The organism is Sphingopyxis sp. CCNWLW2, assembly GCF_037095755.1.
Lineage (GTDB): Bacteria > Pseudomonadota > Alphaproteobacteria > Sphingomonadales > Sphingomonadaceae > Sphingopyxis.
The window spans coordinates 1952266-1972172 of the sequence record NZ_JBAWKJ010000001.1 but is presented as its reverse complement, the minus strand read 5'-3'; the positions used below and the strand labels follow the sequence as shown (position 1 = coordinate 1972172).

19 protein-coding genes and 1 tRNA gene are annotated in these 19907 nt (G+C 65.1%); 10 read left to right on the top strand and 10 right to left on the bottom strand.

The genetic code is table 11. The features are described 5' to 3' along the window. Positions 1–36: 36 nt before the first annotated feature. Together V8J55_RS09395 and V8J55_RS09390 are read right to left on the bottom strand one after the other, a co-directional pair. Positions 37–1200 carry an MFS transporter gene (locus V8J55_RS09395; RefSeq protein WP_336445350.1) on the bottom strand — a complete coding sequence of 388 codons (1164 nt, stop codon included), beginning with the start codon at positions 1198–1200 and terminating at the stop codon, positions 37–39. A 14-nt stretch (positions 1201–1214) separates the two neighbouring features. Next, positions 1215–2249, bottom strand: coding sequence for an aldo/keto reductase (locus V8J55_RS09390; protein WP_336445349.1), 1035 nt, complete (start codon positions 2247–2249; stop codon positions 1215–1217). Positions 2250–2335: 86 nt separating this feature from the next. On the opposite strand from V8J55_RS09390, the gene V8J55_RS09385 reads away from it, so the two are divergent. From V8J55_RS09385 to mobA, 3 genes are read left to right on the top strand one after another with little or no spacing between them, the layout of a single operon-like run. Then, positions 2336–3250 carry a LysR family transcriptional regulator gene (locus V8J55_RS09385; RefSeq protein ID WP_336445348.1) on the top strand — a complete coding sequence of 305 codons (915 nt, stop codon included), beginning with the start codon at positions 2336–2338 and terminating at the stop codon, positions 3248–3250. 15 nt (positions 3251–3265) lie between these two features. Then, positions 3266–4087: a formate dehydrogenase accessory sulfurtransferase FdhD gene (gene fdhD, locus V8J55_RS09380; RefSeq protein WP_443030797.1), complete on the top strand. Its 822-nt coding sequence runs from the start codon at positions 3266–3268 to the stop codon at positions 4085–4087. Then, positions 4084–4593 (top strand): molybdenum cofactor guanylyltransferase, encoded by a 510-nt coding sequence (gene mobA / locus V8J55_RS09375; RefSeq protein WP_336445347.1) that lies wholly within the window; start codon positions 4084–4086, stop codon positions 4591–4593. The genes fdhD and mobA overlap by 4 nt, the downstream gene beginning before the upstream one ends. Here the strand turns inward: mobA and V8J55_RS09370 are convergent. After that, on the bottom strand, positions 4588–5220 hold the full coding sequence (locus V8J55_RS09370; protein ID WP_336445346.1) for a DUF1345 domain-containing protein: 633 nt from the start codon (positions 5218–5220) through the stop codon (positions 4588–4590). The two genes, mobA and V8J55_RS09370, sit on opposite strands and share 6 nt — an antisense overlap. A gap of 8 nt (positions 5221–5228) precedes the next feature. Then, positions 5229–7502 (bottom strand): FdhF/YdeP family oxidoreductase, encoded by a 2274-nt coding sequence (locus V8J55_RS09365; RefSeq protein ID WP_336445345.1) that lies wholly within the window; start codon positions 7500–7502, stop codon positions 5229–5231. A gap of 217 nt (positions 7503–7719) precedes the next feature. On the opposite strand from V8J55_RS09365, the gene V8J55_RS09360 reads away from it, so the two are divergent. Next, the gene (locus V8J55_RS09360) at positions 7720–8718 is read left to right on the top strand and encodes an alpha/beta fold hydrolase (protein ID WP_443030796.1); all 999 of its coding nucleotides are present in this window, start codon (positions 7720–7722) and stop codon (positions 8716–8718) included. Between the two features lie 129 nt (positions 8719–8847). On the opposite strand, the gene V8J55_RS09355 is transcribed toward V8J55_RS09360, so the two are convergent. Continuing rightward, a tRNA-Arg gene (locus V8J55_RS09355) sits at positions 8848–8924 on the bottom strand. 71 nt (positions 8925–8995) lie between these two features. Between V8J55_RS09355 and V8J55_RS09350 the strand changes: the two genes are divergently transcribed. Next, positions 8996–9784 (top strand): queuosine precursor transporter, encoded by a 789-nt coding sequence (locus tag V8J55_RS09350; protein ID WP_336445344.1) that lies wholly within the window; start codon positions 8996–8998, stop codon positions 9782–9784. Between the two features lie 4 nt (positions 9785–9788). Then, complete coding sequence (locus V8J55_RS09345) at positions 9789–10184, top strand: hypothetical protein (RefSeq protein WP_336445343.1); 396 nt, start codon at positions 9789–9791, stop codon at positions 10182–10184. Here the strand turns inward: V8J55_RS09345 and purQ are convergent. Both purQ and purS read right to left on the bottom strand, forming a co-directional pair. After that, positions 10146–10811 carry a phosphoribosylformylglycinamidine synthase subunit PurQ gene (gene purQ, locus V8J55_RS09340; RefSeq protein ID WP_336445342.1) on the bottom strand — a complete coding sequence of 222 codons (666 nt, stop codon included), beginning with the start codon at positions 10809–10811 and terminating at the stop codon, positions 10146–10148. The genes V8J55_RS09345 and purQ overlap by 39 nt on opposite strands. Positions 10812–10825: 14 nt before the next feature. Then, a complete protein-coding gene (gene purS / locus V8J55_RS09335; protein WP_037513977.1) occupies positions 10826–11056 on the bottom strand; it encodes a phosphoribosylformylglycinamidine synthase subunit PurS in 231 nt (76 codons plus the stop codon). Between the two features lie 194 nt (positions 11057–11250). Here purS and V8J55_RS09330 point away from each other — a divergent pair, with 194 nt between their 5' ends. The 3 genes from V8J55_RS09330 to V8J55_RS09320 all read left to right on the top strand — a co-directional run bounded on the left by V8J55_RS09330 (position 11251) and on the right by V8J55_RS09320 (position 12667). Continuing rightward, the gene (locus V8J55_RS09330) at positions 11251–11424 is read left to right on the top strand and encodes a (2Fe-2S)-binding protein (protein WP_037513974.1); all 174 of its coding nucleotides are present in this window, start codon (positions 11251–11253) and stop codon (positions 11422–11424) included. Positions 11425–11525: 101 nt separating this feature from the next. Then, complete coding sequence (gene bfr, locus V8J55_RS09325; RefSeq protein ID WP_037513972.1) at positions 11526–12008, top strand: bacterioferritin; 483 nt, start codon at positions 11526–11528, stop codon at positions 12006–12008. A gap of 239 nt (positions 12009–12247) precedes the next feature. Further along, complete coding sequence (locus V8J55_RS09320; RefSeq protein ID WP_336445341.1) at positions 12248–12667, top strand: addiction module antidote protein; 420 nt, start codon at positions 12248–12250, stop codon at positions 12665–12667. A 113-nt stretch (positions 12668–12780) separates the two neighbouring features. Here the strand turns inward: V8J55_RS09320 and V8J55_RS09315 are convergent, their stop codons facing one another. Both V8J55_RS09315 and V8J55_RS09310 read right to left on the bottom strand, forming a co-directional pair. Next, a complete protein-coding gene (locus V8J55_RS09315) occupies positions 12781–15675 on the bottom strand; it encodes a M16 family metallopeptidase (RefSeq protein WP_336445340.1) in 2895 nt (964 codons plus the stop codon). A 42-nt stretch (positions 15676–15717) separates the two neighbouring features. Beyond that, positions 15718–16863 (bottom strand): GGDEF domain-containing protein, encoded by a 1146-nt coding sequence (locus V8J55_RS09310; RefSeq protein ID WP_336445339.1) that lies wholly within the window; start codon positions 16861–16863, stop codon positions 15718–15720. A 159-nt stretch (positions 16864–17022) separates the two neighbouring features. Between V8J55_RS09310 and V8J55_RS09305 the strand changes: the two genes are divergently transcribed. Beyond that, positions 17023–19011 carry a lipoxygenase family protein gene (locus V8J55_RS09305; RefSeq protein ID WP_336445338.1) on the top strand — a complete coding sequence of 663 codons (1989 nt, stop codon included), beginning with the start codon at positions 17023–17025 and terminating at the stop codon, positions 19009–19011. 81 nt (positions 19012–19092) lie between these two features. Here the strand turns inward: V8J55_RS09305 and purC are convergent, their stop codons facing one another. Further along, positions 19093–19872, bottom strand: a complete 780-nt coding sequence (purC, locus tag V8J55_RS09300; protein ID WP_037513919.1) for a phosphoribosylaminoimidazolesuccinocarboxamide synthase — start codon at positions 19870–19872, stop codon at positions 19093–19095. Between the last annotated feature and the right edge of the window lie 35 nt (positions 19873–19907).

Below are 19907 nucleotides of genomic sequence, written 5' to 3'. Positions count from 1 at the left end.
GCGATGGCATAGGCTCTGCCGCCGAAATGGCAATCGTCAGGCCTGCGCGAGCGCCGGGGCAGCGCGTTGCCGTGACGCGAGCACGATTGCTAGCCCGGCGACCGCCATCGCGGCGCCGGCGATCGACACCGCCGGAAAGCCAAGGCCGAGGCCGATTACCCCGCCCCCGACCGCGGCACCGATCGCATTGCCGAGGTTGAACGCGCCGATATTGACCGCCGAGGCGAGGTTGGGCGCATCGGAGGCCGCCTCCATAACGCGCATCTGGAGCGGCGGGACGATGGCGAAGGTCGCGACGCCCCACAGGAAGATCGTGACCGCCGCCGCGATCGGCGAATACATTGTGACAGCAAACAGGATTAGCATCGCCGCAAGCCCGGCGAGCGAGACGATCAAGGTGCGGTCGATCGAACGATCGGCGAAGATACCGCCGAGCCAGTTGCCGATGGTCAACCCGAGCCCGTAGATCACCAGCATCGCGGTGACGAACAAGGTCCCTGCCCCCGTCGCTTCGGTCAGGATCGGCGCGATATAGGTGAAGACGGTGAACATCGCGGCCGAACCGATCGCGGTGAGCGCGAGCGCGACGAGCACCTCGCGGCGCTTCAATACACCCAGCTCCGCGAGCATGTTGCCGCCCTCGGCACGCGGGATATCGGGGAGTGCGAAACGGAGCGCGGCCATCGTGATCAGGCCCCAGATCGCAATCGCGCCGAACGCGGTGCGCCAGCCGAAGGTCTCGCCGATCCACGGCGCGAGCGGCACGCCGATGACATTGGCGAGCGTCAGTCCCATGAACATCGCCGCGACCGCGCTCGCGCGCTTTTCGGGCGCGACGAGGCTCGCCGCGACGACCGAGCCGACGCCGAAAAAGGCGCCATGGTTGAGCGACGTGATCACGCGCGCAACCATCAGCGTCGTGTAGTCGCCCGCGATCGCCGACAGGAAATTGCCGAGCGTGAAGATCGCCATCAGGCCGATCAGCAGGGTGCGCCGGTTCATCCTTGCGGTGGTGAGCGTCATCAATGGCGCACCGATCAGCACGCCGAGCGCATAGGCCGAGACGAGCAGCCCGGCGGCGGGGATCGAGACCCCCAGCCCCTCGGCCATATCGGGCAAGAGGCCCATCGGCGCGAATTCGGTGATGCCGATGCCAAAGGCACCGGTCGCGAGCGCAAGGAGGGGAAAGTTGATTTTCATGTCGGTTCTTCCGATCAGACGAGTGGCGGGTTCAGGCGGGCGAACCCTGCCTGCTGCCGATAGGGGGTGTGCGGATAGGACGGCAGCACGTCGCTCGCGGCGTCGAGCGCGGCCACCTGTTCGGCGGTGAGCGCCCAGCCGACCGCACCGAGATTCTGGTGCAGCTGTTCCTCGTTGCGCGCGCCGATGATCACCGACGAGACGGTTGGGCGCCGGAGCAGCCAGTTGATCGCGATCTGCGGCACCGTCTTGCCGGTTTCGGCGGCGACGGCTTCGAGCGCGTCGATCACGCGGTAGAGCAAGTCTTCGTCGACGGGCGGCGCGAATTGTTCGGTTTCGTGCAGGCGGCTGCCCGCGGGAATCGGGCGGTCGCGCCCGATCTTGCCGGTCAGGCGGCCCCAGCCGAGCGGGCTCCACACCAGCGCACCGACTCCCTGATCGGCGGCAAGCGGCATCAGATCGGCCTCATAGGCGCGCCCGATCAGCGAATAATAGACCTGGTGCGCGACGAAGCGCGGGGTGCCGAGGCGGTCGGCGACCGCCTGCGCCTTCATCAATTGCCAGCCCGGATAGTTGGAGACGCCCGCGTACCGCAGCTTGCCCGCGGCGATCAACATGTCCAGCGTGCCCATCAGTTCGTCGACCGGGGTCGAGGCGTCGAACGCGTGGAGCTGGAGCAGGTCGATATGGTCGGTGCCGAGCCGCCGCAGTGCATCCTCAATCGCGCGAATCAGCCGGCCGCGCGAGGCGCCCCAATCCTGCGGCCCGTCGCCCATCGGCAGCCCGGTCTTGGTCGAGATGAGCACCGCATCGCGGCGCCCCTTGATCGCTTCGCCCAATATCTCTTCGGACGCGCCGTTCGAATAGACGTCGGCCGTGTCGAACAGCGTGACCCCGGCATCGAGGCTGATGTCGATCAGGCGCCGCGCCTCGGCGGCGTCGCTGGTACCCCAGGCGCTGAACAGCGGGCCTTGACCGCCGAAGGTCCCGGTACCGAAGCTCAAGGCGGGGACGCGAAGCCCCGATGATCCCAGTTGGCGATATTCCATAATCCACCCTTTCGATTGCGTTGAACGCATAGATGGACACGACATCCTTACCCGGGTAGCGTCAGCACAGGCGAAGGATTTTTGAAATGAACGCAAAGATAGATAGCGGCGGCGACCGCGCGCGATCGATGGAAGTGTTCGCCGCGACGATCGCCGAGGGCAGTTTTTCGGCCGCCGGCCGCTGTCTCGGGCTCACGCCATCGGCGGTGAGCCGCACGATCGACCGGATCGAGGCGCGGCTCGGCGTGCGGCTGCTCCTGCGCTCGACGCGCGCGCTGGCACTGACCGCCGAGGGCGAAGCCTATCTGCGCGCGGCGCGGCGCATCCTTGCCGACCTCGGCGACGCCGAACAGGCGATCGCCGATCAGGGCGCGCCGCGCGGGCGGCTCCGCGTCAGCGCAGCGCAGGCGCACGGGCGGCTGACCATCGTGCCTATGCTCGGCGACTTCGTCCGCCTGCATCCGCATATCCTCGTCGACATCAGCCTTGCCGACCGGTTGGTCGACATTGCGGCAGGCCAGGCCGACGTCGCCATCCGCTTCGGCCCGCTCGCCGACAGCCCGCTCACCGCGCGCAAGCTGGGCGAAAGCCGCCGCGTCATCATCGCTTCGCCAGCCTATCTGGCAGCACATGGCACGCCGCGCGTGCCCGAGGATCTGCACGGCCATAATTGCCTGAACTTCAATTTCCGCCGCGCCGAACCGACATGGCCCTTCCGCGACGGCGAGCGTGAATTCGCGCTTTCGGTGCAAGGCAATATCGAGGCGAACAATGGCGAGACGCTGGGACAGCTCGCCGCCGCCGGGGTCGGCATTGCGCGCGTCGGCGCCTTCAGCATCGCCGACCAGATCGCGAGCGGCGCGCTCGTCCCGATATTGGAGGACTATAATCCGGGCGATGTCGAGGCGATCCACGCGGTATTCGCGGGAGGCGCAAACACGCCGGCGCGGGTGCGGGTGTTCGTCGACTTCCTCGCCGAGCGGCTCGGCCGTGCCGGCTGAGACAAGCCAAGGCAGATGCGTTACGATGCGAAGATGAATGACGCGATGATCGACCTTCCGGTGCAGCGGCTGGGGCTTGACGAGCCCGGCGACGACGCCCTCACCCGCAGCGTTCCGGTCGAGGCGCCGGTTTCGATCGAGGTTGGCGGCATCGGCTATGCGGTGATGATGGCGACGCCCGCCGACCTTGAAGATTATGCGCTGGGCTTTGCACTAAGCGAAGGCCTGGTCGAAGCGGCCGCGCAGATACGGCGCGTCGACGCCCATCCCATCGAAGGCGGATGGGCGCTGCGTATCTGGCTCCCCCCCGAACGCAACGCGATCGCGCTCGAACGCGCGCGCAAGCGCGTGAGCGAGAGCAGCTGCGGCCTCTGCGGGATCGAGAATATCGAAGAGGTGCTGCGGCCGCTGCCGCCAGTGACCGCGCGCATCGGTACAGATCGTAACGCCATTGCGGCGGCGCTCGCGGCCCTGCCCGATCGACAGCCGCTCGGCCGCGCCACGGGTGCGGTCCATGCCGCTGCCTTCTGCTCGCCCGCGGGTGCCATCCGGCTGGTGCGCGAAGACGTGGGGCGGCACAATGCGCTCGACAAGCTGATCGGGGCCCTGGCGCGCGCGGGCATCGATCCCGCCACCGGCTTTGTCCTGTTGTCGGCGCGGTGCAGTTATGAGCTCGTCGAAAAGACGGTGCGCGCGGGCTGCCCGATGCTCGTCACCATCTCGGCGCCGACCAGCCTCGCTGCGACACGCGCCGCGCAGGCCGGGCTGACGCTCGTGACGCTGGCGCGGGCGGATTCGGCGCTCGTTGTCAGCGATCCGCACGGAATGATCGCGTGAGGACGCTCGGCGCCGTGCTCGCGGGCGGGCGGTCGAGCCGCTTTGGGTCTGACAAGGCGCTCGCGATGCTCGCCGGGCAGACGCTGCTCGACCATGCGCTGGCGGCGCTGCGTCCGCATTGCGATGCGGTGGTCGTCGTCGGCAGGGACGAAATCGCCGATTGGCCGCGCCCCGACATGGGCCCACTCGGCGGAATTGCGGGTGCGCTTATCCAAGCGGCGGACAATGGCTTCGATCAGCTGCTGACGGCGCCGGTCGATTGCGTGCGCCTGCCCGACGATCTTCGCGCGCTTCTCGAACCGGCGCCGGCCTTCCTCGAGGCGCAGCCGGTAATCGGCCTGTGGCCGATTACCTCGATCAATGACCTGCGGACCATTCTCGAGGACGGACACGACCTCGCCGTCCGGGCCTATGCCCGCCGGATCGGCGCACGGCCGGTCTCCGGCGACTTCGTGCCACCGAACATCAACAGCACAGCCGACCTCGACCGCCTGACGGGTTTATGATCCGCCGATGGCGTTCACCGTGAACGCCAAAATCCCCATGTTGAAGACAAACGCCGCCATGCAGTGGCCGAGCACGACCCGCCGCATATGCGCGCCCGATATCGTGACATCCGAGGTCTGAAAGGTCATGCCGAGCGTGAAGGCGAAATAGAGGAAGTCCCAATAGCCGGGCTCGTGCATCCCCGGAACCTCGATCCCGCGCTGGTCGCGTCCCTCCTTTTGCAGATAATAGAGATGCGCATAGTGGAGCGTGAACACCATGTTCGCGAACAGCCATGCGAGCGCGAGGGTCGCGACGATCAGTATGACGTCGCAGCGATCGAGCTTGCCGGGACTGGCGATCAACGTGCCGACCGCGAACAGGATGACGAGCGACAGCAGCACCGTGATCGCGAGCAGCCCGACGCGGTTCGCGTCATTAAATTCGGCGCGGCGACGCATCTGATCGGCGTCGGCGCGGAAGAGCGGCACGACGGTGCAAAGAAAGACAAAGGCGGCGACGTCGAAGCCGATCAGGAACGCGGCGCGCGGATCGATGTCCGATGCGAGCGCTGCCCCCATCGCCGTGACCAGCACGAACGGAAAGATCAGGAAACGGACGGGCGCGATATGCTTGCCGACGGACACCGGCGGCGTCAGTCCGCGGCCCGGACGACGCGCACCGGGATCGACTTCGCCGCGGGGCAGCCGCTCGTCTTGTCGTAGTGGGCGAGCGGCAGCAGCGGGTTGAGCTCGGGATAATAGCCCGCGACCGAGCCACGCGACATCGGATAGTCGAGGATCGTCAGCCCCTCTACGCGGCGCACGATACCGTCGGCGCTGATCGTTTCGAGCGCGACCTTCATTCCCGCCTCCAGCCCGCGGGCGGCGATATCGTCGGCGTTCAGGAACAGGACCATCCGGTCGTTATACACGCCGCGATAGCGGTCGTTATAGCTATAGATCGTCGTGTTGAACTGGTCGTGCGAGCGAACGGTCGCCAGCCGCAGCATGTCGGGATCGTCGACCGCCGCATTGACCGCGAGCCCCGGCAGGATGAGAAAATTGGCCTTGCCGTTCGGCGTCGCCCACGCGCGGCGGCGCGGCGGGATGTCGAGGTGAAAACCCGTCGGCGCCTTGATGCGCTCCGAAAAACCCTCGTAGAGCGCGGGATAGACTTCGGCGATCTTGTCGCGGATCAGGCCATAATCGTCGATATAGCGCGGCCAATCGACCTTGCTGTGCGGGAGCGTCGCCATCGCCATGCGGCAGACGATCTCGGTCTCGGGCATCAGATCGGCGCTCGCAGGATCGAGCACGCCGCGCGAGGCGGTAACGTTCGACATCGAATCCTCGATCGTGACGAACTGTTCGCCGGCGGCGGTTTCGATGCGCTCGGAGCGTGCAACGACGGGCAGGATCAGCGCATCCTTGCCATGCACCAGATGCCCGCGGTTGAGCTTCGTCGCGATGCCGACGGTCAGGTGCAGCTGGCGCATCGCGGCATAGGCGCGGTCGGTGTCGGGAACCGCGCGGACAAAATTGCCGCCGAGGCCGATGAAGACCTTGGCGGTGCCCGCCATCATCGCCTCGACCGACTCGACGCTATGATGGCCGTGCCCGCGCGGCGGTTCGAAACCGAAGACGTCGCGGACCTTGTCGAGATAGGCCTGGCCCGGTTTCTCGTCGATCCCGACGGTGCGGTCGCCCTGCACGTTCGAATGGCCGCGGATCGGCGAGATGCCCGCCCCCGGCTTGCCGTAATTGCCTTTGAGGAGCAGGATATTCGCGATCTGCTGGACCAGCTGCGACCCCTGCTGATGCTGGGTCACCCCCATGCCGTAACAGATGATCGTCGCGTTCGAGCGGATGTAGATTTTGGCGCAGCGGCGGATCTGCGCCTCGCCGATGCCAGCCGCGGCAACGAGGTCGGGCCAGCTCTGCGCCTCGATATCTGCCTTCAGCGCGGCGAAGCCCGACGTATGTTCGGCGATGAAGTCGTGGTCGAGCACGGCCTCGCCCGCCGCCTCGCGTTCGAACATGACCTTCATCATGCCCTTGAGCAGCGCGAGGTCGCCGCCGATCCGGATATGGACGAATTCGCTGGTGACTTCGGTCGAGCCGAAGGTCGCCATCTGGACGATGTCCTGCGGCTCGGTGAATTTGATCAGCGCGCGCTCGGGCATCGGGTTGACCGCGACGATCGGCACCCCCCGCTTACGCGCTTCGACCAGCGGCGTCATCATCCGCGGCGCGTTGGTGCCGGCATTATGCCCGATCAGGAAGATCGCTTCGGCATGCTCGAAATCGTCTAGGATCACCGTGCCCTTGCCGACCCCGATCGAGTGCGGCAGCCCGCGGCTCGTCGGTTCGTGGCACATGTTCGAACAGTCGGGGAAATTGTTCGTGCCGAACTCGCGCACAAAGATCGAATAGAGGAACGCCGTCTCGTTCGCGGTGCGGCCCGAGGTGTAGAATTCGGCCTCGTGCGGGCTGGCGAGTGCGCGGAGGTGCGCGCCGATCAGCGCGAAGGCATCGTCCCAGCTCACCGGCACATAATGGTCGGTCGCAGCGTCGTAGCGCATCGGCTCGGTCAGCCGCCCCTGCATCTCCAGCCAATAGTCCGACTGTGCCATCAGCTCGGACACGCTGTGCTGCGCGAAAAATTCGCGCGTCACGCGAAACTTCGTCGCCTCGTGCGCGAGCGCCTTGGCGCCATTTTCGCAGAATTCCAGCTTCTTGGTGCAGCTGGCGTCGGGAAAAGCGCAGCTCGGGCATTTGAAGCCGCCCGGTTGGTTCATCGACAGCAACGCGCGCGACCCCTTGGTGACGACGCTTTGTTCGAGCAGCACCTTGGCGGTCGCGGCCGCCGCGCCCCAGCCGCCGGCGGGACTGTTGTAGGGCTGGTAGCGGGGTTTGTTGTGCGCCATCGCAACCCGATTAGAGCATAGCGGACGACGCATATCCATCGGTCTTTGGCGGATGGCCCACCTGCCACTTCCAAGCGGAGTCCCAGCTGAGCGGATTTATTGCAATAAATGGAATAAAATATTCCAACTTTCGCCAATTATAATCTTTATGGGAAAGAATATCTCTTGAGCACGAAGGCCATTGGGCCATCGACAGTCGTTCAAGGAGTTTTGGATTATGAAGCATTTTGTCCTTTCCGCGCTGCTTGCAAGTGCCGCGAGCGTCGCGCTGTCCGGCACCGCCATTGCCGCGCCCACCGAGCCGACAAAGGTCACCGCCGCCGCTGCGCGAACCACCGCCCCCGCGCCGATCACCATTCACCATCGCAGCGCGACGATCGACGGCGTGAAGATATTCTACCGCGAAGCCGGTCCGGCCGACGGCCCCGTAGTTCTGCTGCTCCATGGCTTCCCGACGTCATCGCACATGTTCCGGAACCTCATTCCGCAACTGGCCGACCGCTATCGCGTGATCGCCCCCGACTATCCCGGCTTCGGCCAGAGCGACGCGCCCGATCGTGCGAAGTTCGCCTATACCTTCGCCCACTATGCCGACATCGTCGACGCGCTGATGGGCCAGGTCGGCGCGCGGAAATACGCCATGTACGTGATGGATTACGGCGCGCCCGTCGGCTACCGGCTCGCGCTGAAGCATCCCGAGCGGGTTAGCGGCCTGATCGTCCAGAACGGCAACGCCTATGCCGAAGGCCTGCGCGAATTCTGGAACCCGATCAAAGCCTATTGGAGCGACGGTTCGGCCGAGCACCGCAAGGCGCTTGCGGGCGTCCTGACGCTCGACACCACCAAGTTCCAATATACGCATGGCGTCAAGGACCCAAGCCGGATCAGCCCCGACAATTGGGTGATCGATCAGGCGGGACTGGACCGGCCGGGCAACAAGGATATCCAACTCGACCTGTTCTACGACTATCGGACCAACGTACCGCTCTATCCGCAGTTCCAGGCGTTCTTCCGCGAGCACAAACCGCCGACACTGGTCGTGTGGGGCAAGAATGACGTGATCTTTCCGGTGGAGGGTGCGCACCCCTATCTGCGTGACCTGCCGAGCGCGGAGCTTCACCTGCTCGACACGGGCCATTTCGCGCTTGAGGACAAGCTCGACGAGATGGCGCCGCTCATCCGCACGTTCCTCGATCGCAAAGTGGCGGATCGCTGAGCGCACGAAGCGGAAACCGTACCGCAGCGAGCGGTGGCCGGCGCATGCCGCCGGCCACCGCTCGCATTTTTACGACCGCCCATTCAGGGTCAGGGCTCTCTGCTGCGCCTTCGAGGCGTCGAATGGAATTGGCGCGCCCGGCAGGATTCGAACCTGCGACCACCCGCTTAGAAGGCGGGTGCTCTATCCAGCTGAGCTACGGGCGCGCAGCGCTGCTTGCGTCGCGCGGCGAATAGCGCGGTTTGCGTAGGCTGCAAAGCGGGTTAAGCAGCGGCCCATGATCGATTCCGATGCCCCGCCCGCTAAACCCGCCCATGTCAGCGCCGCGAGCATCCGGCATTTTCGCTATTATGACCTGGTGATGGCGGCATTCGTCGCGGTCCTGCTGCTCAGCAACATCATCGGTGCGTCGAAATTGTCGATGGTCGGCGGGTTCACCTTTGGCGCCGGCATCCTGTTCTTCCCGGTCAGCTATGTGATCGGCGACGTGCTGACCGAAGTCTATGGCTACGCCCGCGCGCGCCGCGTCATCTGGACGGGGTTCGGCGCGCTGCTGTTCATGGCGGTGATGAGCTGGATCGTGCTCGCGATGCCGCCCGCACAGGATTGGTGGTGCAGCGGCGCCGACGCGCTGACTCTCAAATCGGGCGACGCGGGCGGGACGGGCGCGGTGTGTCAGGCGAGTTATGAAAGCGTGTTCGGCAGCGCGTGGCGTATCGTCCTCGCCTCGATGGTGGCCTTCTGGGCCGGCGAATTCGTGAACAGCTATGTCCTTGCGCGGATGAAGCTGGCGACCGGCGGGCGTTTCTTGTGGATGCGCACGATCGGGTCGACTGTCGTCGGACAGGGCATCGACAGCCTGATCTTCTATCCCATCGCCTTCCTCGGCATCTGGGAAACCGAACAGGTGCTGCTCGTTCTGACCACGAACTGGGCGATGAAGGTCGCCTGGGAAGCCGCGCTGACCCCGGCAACTTATCTGGTGGTGGGGGCGTTGAAGCGGCGCGAAGGTGTCGACGTGTTCGACGAAGGCACCGACTTCAACCCTTTTGGAGCCAAGGTCTGACGGCATGACATTGATCGAATTCGCCGCGCTGTTCACCGAGCGCAAGACCTGGCTCGTCACCTCGACCGATCTCAGCAAGGATGCGCTTCATATCTATTTCGGGCTGGCGCTGTTCGTGGCGGTGCGGCTTATGTGGCGCTGGCGCGGAGGATGGCTGGTCGCGTGGCTCGCGGTGCTGGCGATGGCGGCGGGCGGCGAATGGCTCGACATGTCGCTCGAAGCGCAACGATCGGCGATCCAGCCCGACGCCGCGCATTGGCACGACATCTGGAACACGATGTTCTGGCCGACGATCCTGTTGCTGATCGGACGCTGGCTGCATCCCGAGGCAAGGCCGGAGAGCGATGCCGCGGGAGAGCTATCAGGCGAGGACGCCGAGCGCCGCCTCGAACAGGCGTAGCCCGTCGGTGCCGCCGTGCGCGCGGTCGATCGCGCGTTCGGGATGCGGCATCATGCCCAGGACATTGCCCGCATCGTTGAGCACGCCCGCGATGTCGCGCGCCGAGCCGTTGACGGCATCGGCGTAGCGGAACGCGACGCGCCCCTCGCCCTCGATGCGGTCGAGCGTCGCCGCGTCGGCGAAATAATTGCCGTCGTGGTGCGCAACGGGGATGTTGATCGTTTCGCCCGCATCATAGCTCGCCGTGAACAGCGACTGGCTGTTCTCGACCTTGAGCGGCACGGTGCGGCAGACGAAGTTGAGCCCGGCATTGCGCATCAGCGCGCCCGGCAGCAGCAGCGCCTCGGTCAGCACCTGGAAACCGTTACACACGCCGAGCACGGGCACGCCGCGCGCCGCGGCATCGGCAACGCTGCGCAGGATCGGCGACCGCGCGGCCATCGCGCCCGAGCGCAGATAGTCGCCATAGGAAAAGCCGCCGGGCAGCGCGATAAAGTCGGTGCCATCGGGCAGCTCGGTCTCGCGGTGCCACACCATCGCGGGCGCACGGCCGGTGACCTGTTCCAGCGCGACCGCCATGTCACGATCGCAGTTGGAGCCCGGAAAGACGATGACGGCGGTCTTCATGGCGTGCGCTCCCTTTACGGACGTTCGATGCGGTAGTTTTCGATCACCGTGTTGGCGAGCAGCTTGGCGCACATCGCGTCGAGGTCGGCATCGCTCGTACCGTCGGCGACATCGAGCTCGATGAAACGGCCGGCGCGGACGTCTGCGACGCCGCCGAAGCCGAGGCCCTCGAGTGCATGATGGATCGCCTTGCCCTGCGGATCGAGCACCCCCGGCTTGAGCGTCACATAGACATTCACTTTCATGGGGCGGACCTTTGCTTTTTGGCGGGCGGGGAAGATGGGCGCGCCTATGCCCGCGAATCACTTTGGGGGCAAGGGGCGGCGGGCCAAGCGAGCGGCGAAAAATACCGCTGTTCGGATTGCGAACCAGTCGCATCTTTCCTGTTGCGAATCGCTCGCACTATCCCTACATCAGCCTTGTTGAGAAGGATTCGCACATGGTCGTCTGTGTCTGCAACGCAATAAGAGAAAGCCAGCTGCGCGATGTCGCGCGCGATGGCCAATTGCGGTGCGCCAAGGCCGCCTATGCGCAATTGGGTCGCAAACCCAAGTGCGGACAGTGCCTGCCATTCGCTCGCAATATCATCAGCGACGTCGCCGCGACCGCCTGATTTTTCTTGGTTTTCCGCCATTTTTGACCTTGGCCTGATGGGGTTCGGGGGCGTATAATGCGCCCACTCCATTCCAAGACAAAAATGACAGGAACAACACCATGAAGGGCGACGAAAAGGTCATCGATTTTCTAAACGAGGCGCTCAAGAACGAGCTGACCGCGATCAACCAGTACTGGCTGCACTATCGCATGCTCGACAATTGGGGCGTCGCGAAGCTCGCCGCGTTCGAGCGCGAAGAATCGATCGACGAGATGAAGCATGCCGACAAGCTGGCCGATCGCGTCCTCTTCCTCGGCGGCCTCCCCAATTTCCAGATGCTCGGCCGGCTGCGCGTGGGTGAGACGGTCGAGGAGATCCTGAAGGCCGACCTCGCGCTCGAAGAAGAGGCGATCCCGCTGCTCAAGGATGCGATCGCGCATTCGGAAAGCGTGCGCGACTATGTCAGCCGCGACCTGTTCGCCGACATCCTCGAAAGCGAAGAGCATCATGTCGACGAGCTCGAAAAGCAGTTCGAGATGATCGAGCGCATGGGAATCGAAAATTATATCCAGCTCCAGTCGAAGCCTGTCGGCGACGATTGAGGCCATGGACCTTCGTCATTCCCGCGAACGCGGGAATGACGAGACGGGACAAAAACGCGGTTTTCAGGGGCGCTTTCGGGCGCCTCTTTTTTTGCTTGTATTTGCGAATAATTCTCAATAGCAAGGCGAGGCAGTCCCCTCCTGCCGGCCGCTGCAACTTAAAGCTGCGCTTAAAGCGGCCGGCATCTTTTTCGAAAAGGAGAACGGACGGACCGCACGGGCCGGGAGAGAAAAACCTCATGCAAAGCAGCGAGCTGATCCGCCAATTGACCGAGCAGCCGCTGGTGCGCGATTTGCCGGTCGAAGCGGCGCAGGCGGTCCTGGCCCTTCGTTACTGCATTCTTTGCCGTCGCAGCGAACGCGACCCGATGCCCGAACTCGAACGCCGCTGGGGCAATATCCTCGCGGCGCGGCGCTATCGGCTGGTGGTCGAGGCGATCGGCCATGTCTGGCCCGACCCCTTTGCCGTCGCCCCGCCCTGCTGCCCGCGCGTCAGCTTCGACGAGGCGTTGCTCGCCGCGATCGTCGGCGCCGCCGCGCGCCGCGACCGCGTCCATTTCGACTGGCTGACCGCCGAGATGCTCGGCGGCGACGCACGCGAGATGCTGTTCGTGGCGCTCGAGAATTTCATTCGTGCCCGCGCGCCGGGGCGGGTTTAGACCCTAAGCTCGTCATTGCGAGCGTAGCGAAGCAATCCAGAGCTACCTTGCGCAGCTCCTGGATTGCCGCGTCGCCTTCGGCTCCTCGCAATGACGATCTAAGGACTGCGCCGCTACTTCCCCGCCTTGTCGCTTACCGCCTTGATCACCAGCGCCTTGTCGTCGACGAGGTAGCGCTTCGCGAGCGCCTGCAACTCGGCCGGCGTCGCCGCCTCGACCGCGCCGATCCCCTTGCGGCTGCGGTCGAGGCGATCGGCGTGGCTCGCGGCTTCGGCGACATAGTTCAGCCAATAGCTGTTCTCACGCCGCGATTTCACCATCGCCTCGACGAGCGGCCTCCGCGCGCGGTCGAGCAGGTCGGCGTCGACGGGCTTGTCGCGCAGTTCTTTCGCGATCGCGAAGATCGCCGCGCGCGTGGTCGCGAGATCCTTATAGTCGACATTGCTCGCGGCGAAGAGATGGCCATAGCCGGGGAATTCGTCGGACAGGCTAGCCGCGGCGCCGGGGCTGTAGCTTTCGCCGAGCTTTTCGCGCAGCTCCTCGGTCAGCATCAGCTGCATCGCGCGCGACAGCAGGGTGAGCTGCATCGCCTCGGCGAGGTCGCTGTCGTCGCGCGCCGGCCAATAGACGCGGAGTTCCGCCTGTTCGGCGGGCCCCTTGTGGATCAGCGTGCGTTCGCTGCGGTCGGTCGCAAATTGGCGGATGCGCGCGTCGATGCGCGGTTCAAAAGCGGCGCGGCGTTCAGGCAGCGCCCCGAACGTCGCCGCGATTGCATCGATCGCCGACTGTTCGCCGATATCGCCGACGACGCCGATCTCGATCGCGCCATGGGCAAAGCTGTCGGCGACGACAGGCTTCAGCTGCGCCCAGTCGAGCGCCATGACCTTTTCAAGCGGCGGCGTCTGCGAGCGCGGATCATTGTTGGCGAGGATGCCGCCGACGTCGCGGCCGAGCACCGCCGCCGGGGTCGCATCGTTCGCGGCATATTGCTGCGGCAGCACACGGCGGATCAGCGCAAGCCCGTCAGGGCGATAGCCGGGGTGCGTGAGGTATGCCGCCATCAGCTTGGCCTGCGGCGCGAAATCCTCGGGCGAGGTCAGCGCCGATCCGCCAAACGCGTCGGTGGAGGTGCCGAACACCGGGCTGATCGTCTTGCCCGCGAGGATCGAACGCAGATCGTCGAGGCTGTGCGCCTCGAGGCCACCCAACATCAGTGAACCGGCGAGCGACACCCTGGTCGGATCATCGCGCGTCGCGAGCAGGTTGCCGCCGTCGACGCGCAGCGACAGCATGACCTTGTCCTTCTGGAAATCGGTCGTCTTGATGTTGAGCATCACGTTGTTGGCAAAGCGGATGCGGCGGATGCCGAGATCGTCGACACGCTCGTCGCTGACGATTTTTCCGGGCGTGCCGAAATTGTCGTACGCGAAGACGGCATTCGCGGCCTCAACCGGCGCCGCAACGGCGACCTGTGTCGAGGCACGCAAGCTGGCAAGGATCGCGTCCGCGCCGCCCTCGATCGGCTTCTTCGCCGTGACGCGCGCGAGGGGGGCACTGAACCCTTCCATGCGCTTCTGGAACGCCGCAGTGACCGCCGCGGCGGTCAGCGACGGCGCCGTGGCCTCGAACAACGCCTGCGAGGTTTCGGGCCGGACGAGAACGAAATCGCCATCGGCAGCCAAGATCAGCGCGTCGGCAAGCCCTTCGCTGCGCCGCGTCGTCACCCCGGCAACGGCGTTCCTGAGCGCGGTGCGGCGGTTCGCGAGCTGTTCATCGACCTCGGCTTGCGTGAAGCCATGTTCGACGGCGCGGCGCTGCTCCTGTTCGGCGAGCGCGAGCGCCTCCTTCCACGCGCCTTCCTTGGCGACCGCGCCGACGGTGATCTGGTCGAATTTCTTCCAGCCTTCGGCATCGCTGAAATAGCCGGTCAGGATCGGCGAATCCTCGTTCAGCGCGATCTTGGCGAGCCGGCGGCTGACGATCGCCTCGCCGACATTCTCGGCGAGCTTGCGCGCGCGTTTCGCCTTGGTGTCGGGCTCGTCCACCCACTGCTTGAAGCTCGCGATCGTCACCGAATCCTGGATCGCCGGATCGACGAAATCGTCGGCCGCCGCGGCGCGCTTGTAATCGACGTTGCCGATTTCGGGGTCGGCGCCCGCGGGACCGACGCCCTTCCAGTCCGCAAAGCGCGCCTTGATCTTCGCCTCAACCGCCGCGGGGTCGAAATCGCCGACCATCACCAGCGTTGCGCGTTCGGGACGGTAATAGCGGTCGTAGAGATCGCGGAGCCGCGATGCGGGGGCGGTCCTGATCACCTCCTCGGTGCCGACCGGGATGCGGTTCGCGACATTCATCCCCTTCATCTGGAAGTCGAGCTGATCGATCAGGCTGCGCAGCTGATAGGTGTCGCGCGCGCGGCGTTCGGACAGGATGATCCCGCGCTCGCGGTCGACCGCGGCAGGATCGATGGTGAGATTGCCCCCCGTTTCGCGCATCAGCATCAGCCCGGTGTCGATCAGATCGTCCGATGCGTTGGGCAGGTCGAGCTTGTAGACCGTCTCATCAAAGCCGGTCGACGCGTTGGTGTCGGCGCCGAACGCCAGCCCCTTGCGTTCGAGCAGCTTGATCATCTCGCCCTCGGGCACATTGGTCGATCCGTTGAACGCCATATGTTCGAGGAAATGCGCGAGGCCGCGCTGGTCGTCCGCCTCGGCAAAGCTGCCGACCGCAAAGCGCATGCGCAGCACGACGCTGTCCTTGGGCGTGCTGTTTTTCAGCAGCGCATATTTCATCCCGTTGGGCAGCACGCCGAAGACAATGTTCGGATCGACCGGGACATCGCTCGCCGCGAAATTCCACGCCTTGGCCGCTTCGCTCTGCGGATTGACCGCCGCGGGCGCTGCAACCGTTGCGGGCGTTTCCCTGGCCCAAGCCGGGACGGTGCTGGCGATGAGGAAGACAAAGGGCGACAGCGCGGTCGAGGCGCGCCGGACAAAGGATTTGGTCATGCGTCCGATGTGGCCACCGCCCTTCGGGCGGTCAAGCCAGTGTTACGCGACCCGGCCGATGCTTTCGACGGACGACGTCTTCTCGCGGTCCGCGGCTTTTGCCGCATAGAGCGCGCGGTCGGCGACCTCGAGCAATTTACGCGCGCTGTCGCCATGCTCGGGCCAGCTGGCGGTGCCGACGCCCGCGCCGACGCCGATCGAGCGGCCGCCAATGCGGTAGGGCGCGGCGAGCGCGGCGAGGACATGGTCGGCAAGCGAGGTGTTAAGCAGGATCGAACCGGCGGGCACGAGGATCGCGAACTCGTCGCCGCCCTGCCGCGCGACCACGGCATGATCGCCGCACGCACGGCGCAGGCGTTCGGCGAGTTCGCACAAGACGCCATCGCCGATCGCATGGCCGTGCTGGTCGTTGATCGGTTTGAAGCCGTTGAGGTCGAGCAGCGCGATCGCGAACGGGTTGGCCGCGTCGCCCTTCGCAATCTCTTCGTCGAGCCGCATGTCGAACTCGCGGCGATTGGCAAGGCCGGTGAGTGGATCGGTGTGCGCCAGGTCGCGCATCTGATGCTGAAGCTGGAGCAGGTCGATCAGCTGGTCGTGCTGTTGCAGGATCATGCGCAGCAGGAAGATCGTCGCGACGACGAGGCTCGTGCCCGCGGCGATTTCGGGCGGGTTGCCCGACGTCAGCATCAGGAAAGAGATCGGCACCAGCCCGATCAGCAGGTTGATGAAGGTCGCAAGGCGGATCGACGACAGGCAATAGGCGGTCGCGAGCGAACCCATCGCCATGATCATCGCATAATAGCTATGCGTCGACGGCGGCGCGGCGAGCCAGTTGATCACCGTCCAGGCGCTGCACATCGCGCCCGTCGTCCCCGACAGCCACATCGATTCTTTGATCATCCGCCGTGCGCGGCGCAGGCTCATCCGCCGGCCGCGATTGTGGATCAGGAAGACGAAGCCGAGCACGCCGATGAGGGCGAGCGTGACCGGGAAACCGATGCGAACGATCGGGTGGACCGTCTGCACCCCGGCATAGATGGCGGTCGGCGTCGTCGCCGCCAGCATCAGGAAAAGCATCGGGGTCAGCGTTTCGACGCGATTGGCGCGCAGCAAGGCGACGTCGTCCCGAATCGCGTCCGGAATCGGCGGAAAGAAACGCCTGCGCAGCCAGTGATAGACCCCCGTCATAACGGCGGGATAGCAAGCGCGAGTAAAGCAGGGGTTAAGGAATGAAAACCTGTCTTATCACTTACCTAACAGCGCCGCGCGGGCGCATGGCTTGCGAAATATTAACCATGTTCGGGGACAAGCGCGGCCGTAATTCCCGCGCCCGAAAGGAGCCACGCCATGTCTTATCCGACGCCGCAGCTGACCGCAGCCAATCCCGCGCCGGCAGCGCCGATGCCGCCGGCCGATCCCACGCTGCCGCAGGATGACACGCCCGCGCAGCAGGCCGCGCGCGCGGCGCAGCTGACCGCGACGCAGGCGGTCTACACATGGACGACCGACGTCCCGACCCTGCCCGGCGTGCCGCTCGCGACCAGCGTGCCGAAGAATGACGAGCCGACGATCGCCTGGTTCGTGATCCTGATCGGCGTCGGGCTGGGCATCGTGCGCAACGCGCTGACGGTGAAGCTCGGCGGCGTCAACAAGGGTGAGCTCGACAGCCCGCGCGCCAAATATGAAGCCGCGCTCGCCGAATGCGACGCGATCGAAGCCTCGGCGACAAAGATCGCGGCCGAACATGGCGTGCATACCGGCGGCAACATTTTCGAACGGATGATCTGCGATGTCGAAAACGCCGTCGCCGCCGCCGAGCGCGACGCGCATGTCGCGCTGCTTCAGGGTTACAAGGACCGGCTCGAAGAGCTGATGAAGGTCGAGGACGCCGATGGGCTTGGCGGGAAAACCCCGCGCAGCATCGAGGCGTATCGCGCGCTCTTCGCCACGCTGCCCGTTCCGGGCGTCAGCTATATGTTTCAGGACGACAGCGAGTTTGCGCGGCTGCGCGTGCAGGGACCGAACTGCATGCTGATCACCGCGGTCGGCGATGCGCTGCCCGCCAATTTCCCGCTCAGCGCCGCCAAATATGCCGCCGTCGTCAATAGCGACACGCTCGCCGCCGCGCTCGCCGACGGGCGCCTGTTCATGCTCGACTACAAGCCGCTCGAAGTGCTCGATCCCGGCACCTACGGCTCACTCGCCAAATATATATGGCAGCCGATGGCGCTGTTCGCGGTGCCACCGGGTGGGTCGTCGCTCGTGCCCGTCGCGATCCAGTGCGGTCAGGACCCGGCCGACACTCCGATCTTCACACCCTCGCCTGTCGCCGACAAGATCTGGGGATGGGAAATGGCGAAGTTCGTCGTGCAGGTCGCCGACGGCAATTATCACGAGCTGTTCGCGCATCTCGCGCGCACGCATCTGGTGATCGAGGCTTTTGCCGTCGCGACGCACCGCCACCTCGCCGAAGTGCACCCGATCTGGGCGCTGCTCGTCCCGCATTTCGAAGGGACTTTGTTCATCAACGAACAGGCGGCGACCTCGCTCATCGCCGCGGGCGGCCCGATCGACCATATTTTCGCGGGCACGATCACGTCGAGCCAGCTTGCCGCGGTCGACGCGCGGCTGGCGTTCGATTTTTATGGCAAGATGCCGCACGTCGACTTCGCCGCACGCGGGGTCGGGATCGATTCGACGCTCGCCGACTATCCGTATCGCGACGATGCGCTGCTCGTATGGGACGCGATCCACGAATGGGCGCGGCAATATGTCGACCTTTATTATGCGCACGACGCCGACGTCGTCGCCGATACCGAGCTTAGCGCGTGGGCGGCATGCCTTGCGGGCGAAGCGAAGATCAAGGGCTTCGGACCCGTGACGACGCGCGCACAGCTTGCCGACATCTGCACGATGGTGATGTTCACCGCGAGCGCGCAGCATGCCGCGGTCAATTTCCCGCAAAAGGACATCATGGCCTTTGCTCCCGCGGTCACCGGCGCGGGCTGGCAGGCGGCGCCGAACGGGCAGCGCGGGCATGACAAGGCGGGCTGGCTCGCGATGATGCCGCCGATGGCGCTCGCGCTCGAACAGTTGAACGTGCTCGAGCTGCTGGGGTCGGTGCACTACCGCCCCCTCGGCGATTACCGCAGCAACGCCTTTCCCTATCCTTTGTGGTTTCAGGACCCGCGCGTGACGGGGGCCGAAGGGCCGCTTGCGTGGTTCCAGGCGGCGTTGCAGGGCGTCGAGGCCGAGATCGTCCAGCGCAACAGCGAACGGATGCAGCCTTATCCCTATCTGCAGCCAAGCCTGATCCCGACGAGCATCAATATCTGAGGCGCATATGCGAACCCCGGCGAAAGCCGGGGTTCATTGTCGCTTAGCTGGCCCCCGGCTTTCGCCGGAGTGCATATGGGCTCAGCTGCCCTTTTTCTTTCGGTGGCTCTCAAGGTCGAGCACCGCATTCTCGCCGCCCTCGGGAAGCAGACCAAGCCGGCGCGCGACTTCCTGATAGGCCTCGACTTCGCCGCCGAGGTCGCGGCGGAAGCGGTCCTTGTCGAGTTTTTCGTTCGTCGTCATGTCCCACAGGCGGCAGCCGTCGGGGCTGATCTCGTCGGCGAGGATGATGCGGCTGAAGTCGCCTTCATAAAGACGCCCGAACTCGAGCTTGAAGTCGACGAGGCGGATGCCGACCGCGGCGAACATTCCGCTCATGAAGTCGTTGATGCGGATCGCCATGTCCTGAATATCGTGAAGCTCATCCTGGCTGCACCAGTTGAAGCAGGCGATATGCTCCTCGGCAACGAGCGGATCGCCGAGCGCGTCGTCCTTGTAGCAATATTCGATCAGGGTGCGCGGAAGCTGCGTCCCCTCCTCGATGCCGAGGCGCTTCGACAGCGTGCCCGCGGCGACGTTGCGCACGATCACTTCGATCGGCACGATCTCGACCTGGCGGATCAGCTGCTCGCGCATGTTGAGGCGGCGGATAAAATGGTGCGGCACGCCGATATTGCCGAGCAGCGTGAAGACATGCTCCGAAATCCGGTTGTTGAGCACGCCCTTGCCGCTGATTGTGCCCTTTTTCTGGGCATTGAACGCGGTCGCATCATCCTTGAAATACTGGATCAGCGTGCCCGGTTCGGGGCCCTCGTACAGGATCTTCGCTTTGCCTTCGTAAATCTGGCGGCGACGGGACATGGCGTGCAAACTTTCTGTCGGAACCAAATGAATGA

Excerpts from the sequence above, each read along its gene's own strand:
- V8J55_RS09395 (WP_336445350.1), bottom strand. The coding sequence starts at position 1,200 with ATGAAAATCAACTTTCCCCTCCTTGCGCTCGCGACCGGTGCCTTTGGC.
- V8J55_RS09390 (WP_336445349.1), bottom strand. The coding sequence starts at position 2,249 with ATGGAATATCGCCAACTGGGATCATCGGGGCTTCGCGTCCCCGCCTTG.
- V8J55_RS09385 (WP_336445348.1), top strand. The coding sequence starts at position 2,336 with ATGAACGCAAAGATAGATAGCGGCGGCGACCGCGCGCGATCGATGGAA.
- fdhD (WP_443030797.1), top strand. The coding sequence starts at position 3,266 with ATGCGTTACGATGCGAAGATGAATGACGCGATGATCGACCTTCCGGTG.
- V8J55_RS09365 (WP_336445345.1), bottom strand. The coding sequence starts at position 7,502 with ATGGCGCACAACAAACCCCGCTACCAGCCCTACAACAGTCCCGCCGGC.
- V8J55_RS09360 (WP_443030796.1), top strand. The coding sequence starts at position 7,720 with ATGAAGCATTTTGTCCTTTCCGCGCTGCTTGCAAGTGCCGCGAGCGTC.
- V8J55_RS09350 (WP_336445344.1), top strand. The coding sequence starts at position 8,996 with ATGATCGATTCCGATGCCCCGCCCGCTAAACCCGCCCATGTCAGCGCC.
- V8J55_RS09345 (WP_336445343.1), top strand. The coding sequence starts at position 9,789 with ATGACATTGATCGAATTCGCCGCGCTGTTCACCGAGCGCAAGACCTGG.
- purQ (WP_336445342.1), bottom strand. The coding sequence starts at position 10,811 with ATGAAGACCGCCGTCATCGTCTTTCCGGGCTCCAACTGCGATCGTGAC.
- purS (WP_037513977.1), bottom strand. The coding sequence starts at position 11,056 with ATGAAAGTGAATGTCTATGTGACGCTCAAGCCGGGGGTGCTCGATCCG.
- V8J55_RS09330 (WP_037513974.1), top strand. The coding sequence starts at position 11,251 with ATGGTCGTCTGTGTCTGCAACGCAATAAGAGAAAGCCAGCTGCGCGAT.
- bfr (WP_037513972.1), top strand. The coding sequence starts at position 11,526 with ATGAAGGGCGACGAAAAGGTCATCGATTTTCTAAACGAGGCGCTCAAG.
- V8J55_RS09320 (WP_336445341.1), top strand. The coding sequence starts at position 12,248 with ATGCAAAGCAGCGAGCTGATCCGCCAATTGACCGAGCAGCCGCTGGTG.
- V8J55_RS09315 (WP_336445340.1), bottom strand. The coding sequence starts at position 15,675 with ATGACCAAATCCTTTGTCCGGCGCGCCTCGACCGCGCTGTCGCCCTTT.
- V8J55_RS09310 (WP_336445339.1), bottom strand. The coding sequence starts at position 16,863 with ATGACGGGGGTCTATCACTGGCTGCGCAGGCGTTTCTTTCCGCCGATT.
- V8J55_RS09305 (WP_336445338.1), top strand. The coding sequence starts at position 17,023 with ATGTCTTATCCGACGCCGCAGCTGACCGCAGCCAATCCCGCGCCGGCA.
- purC (WP_037513919.1), bottom strand. The coding sequence starts at position 19,872 with ATGTCCCGTCGCCGCCAGATTTACGAAGGCAAAGCGAAGATCCTGTAC.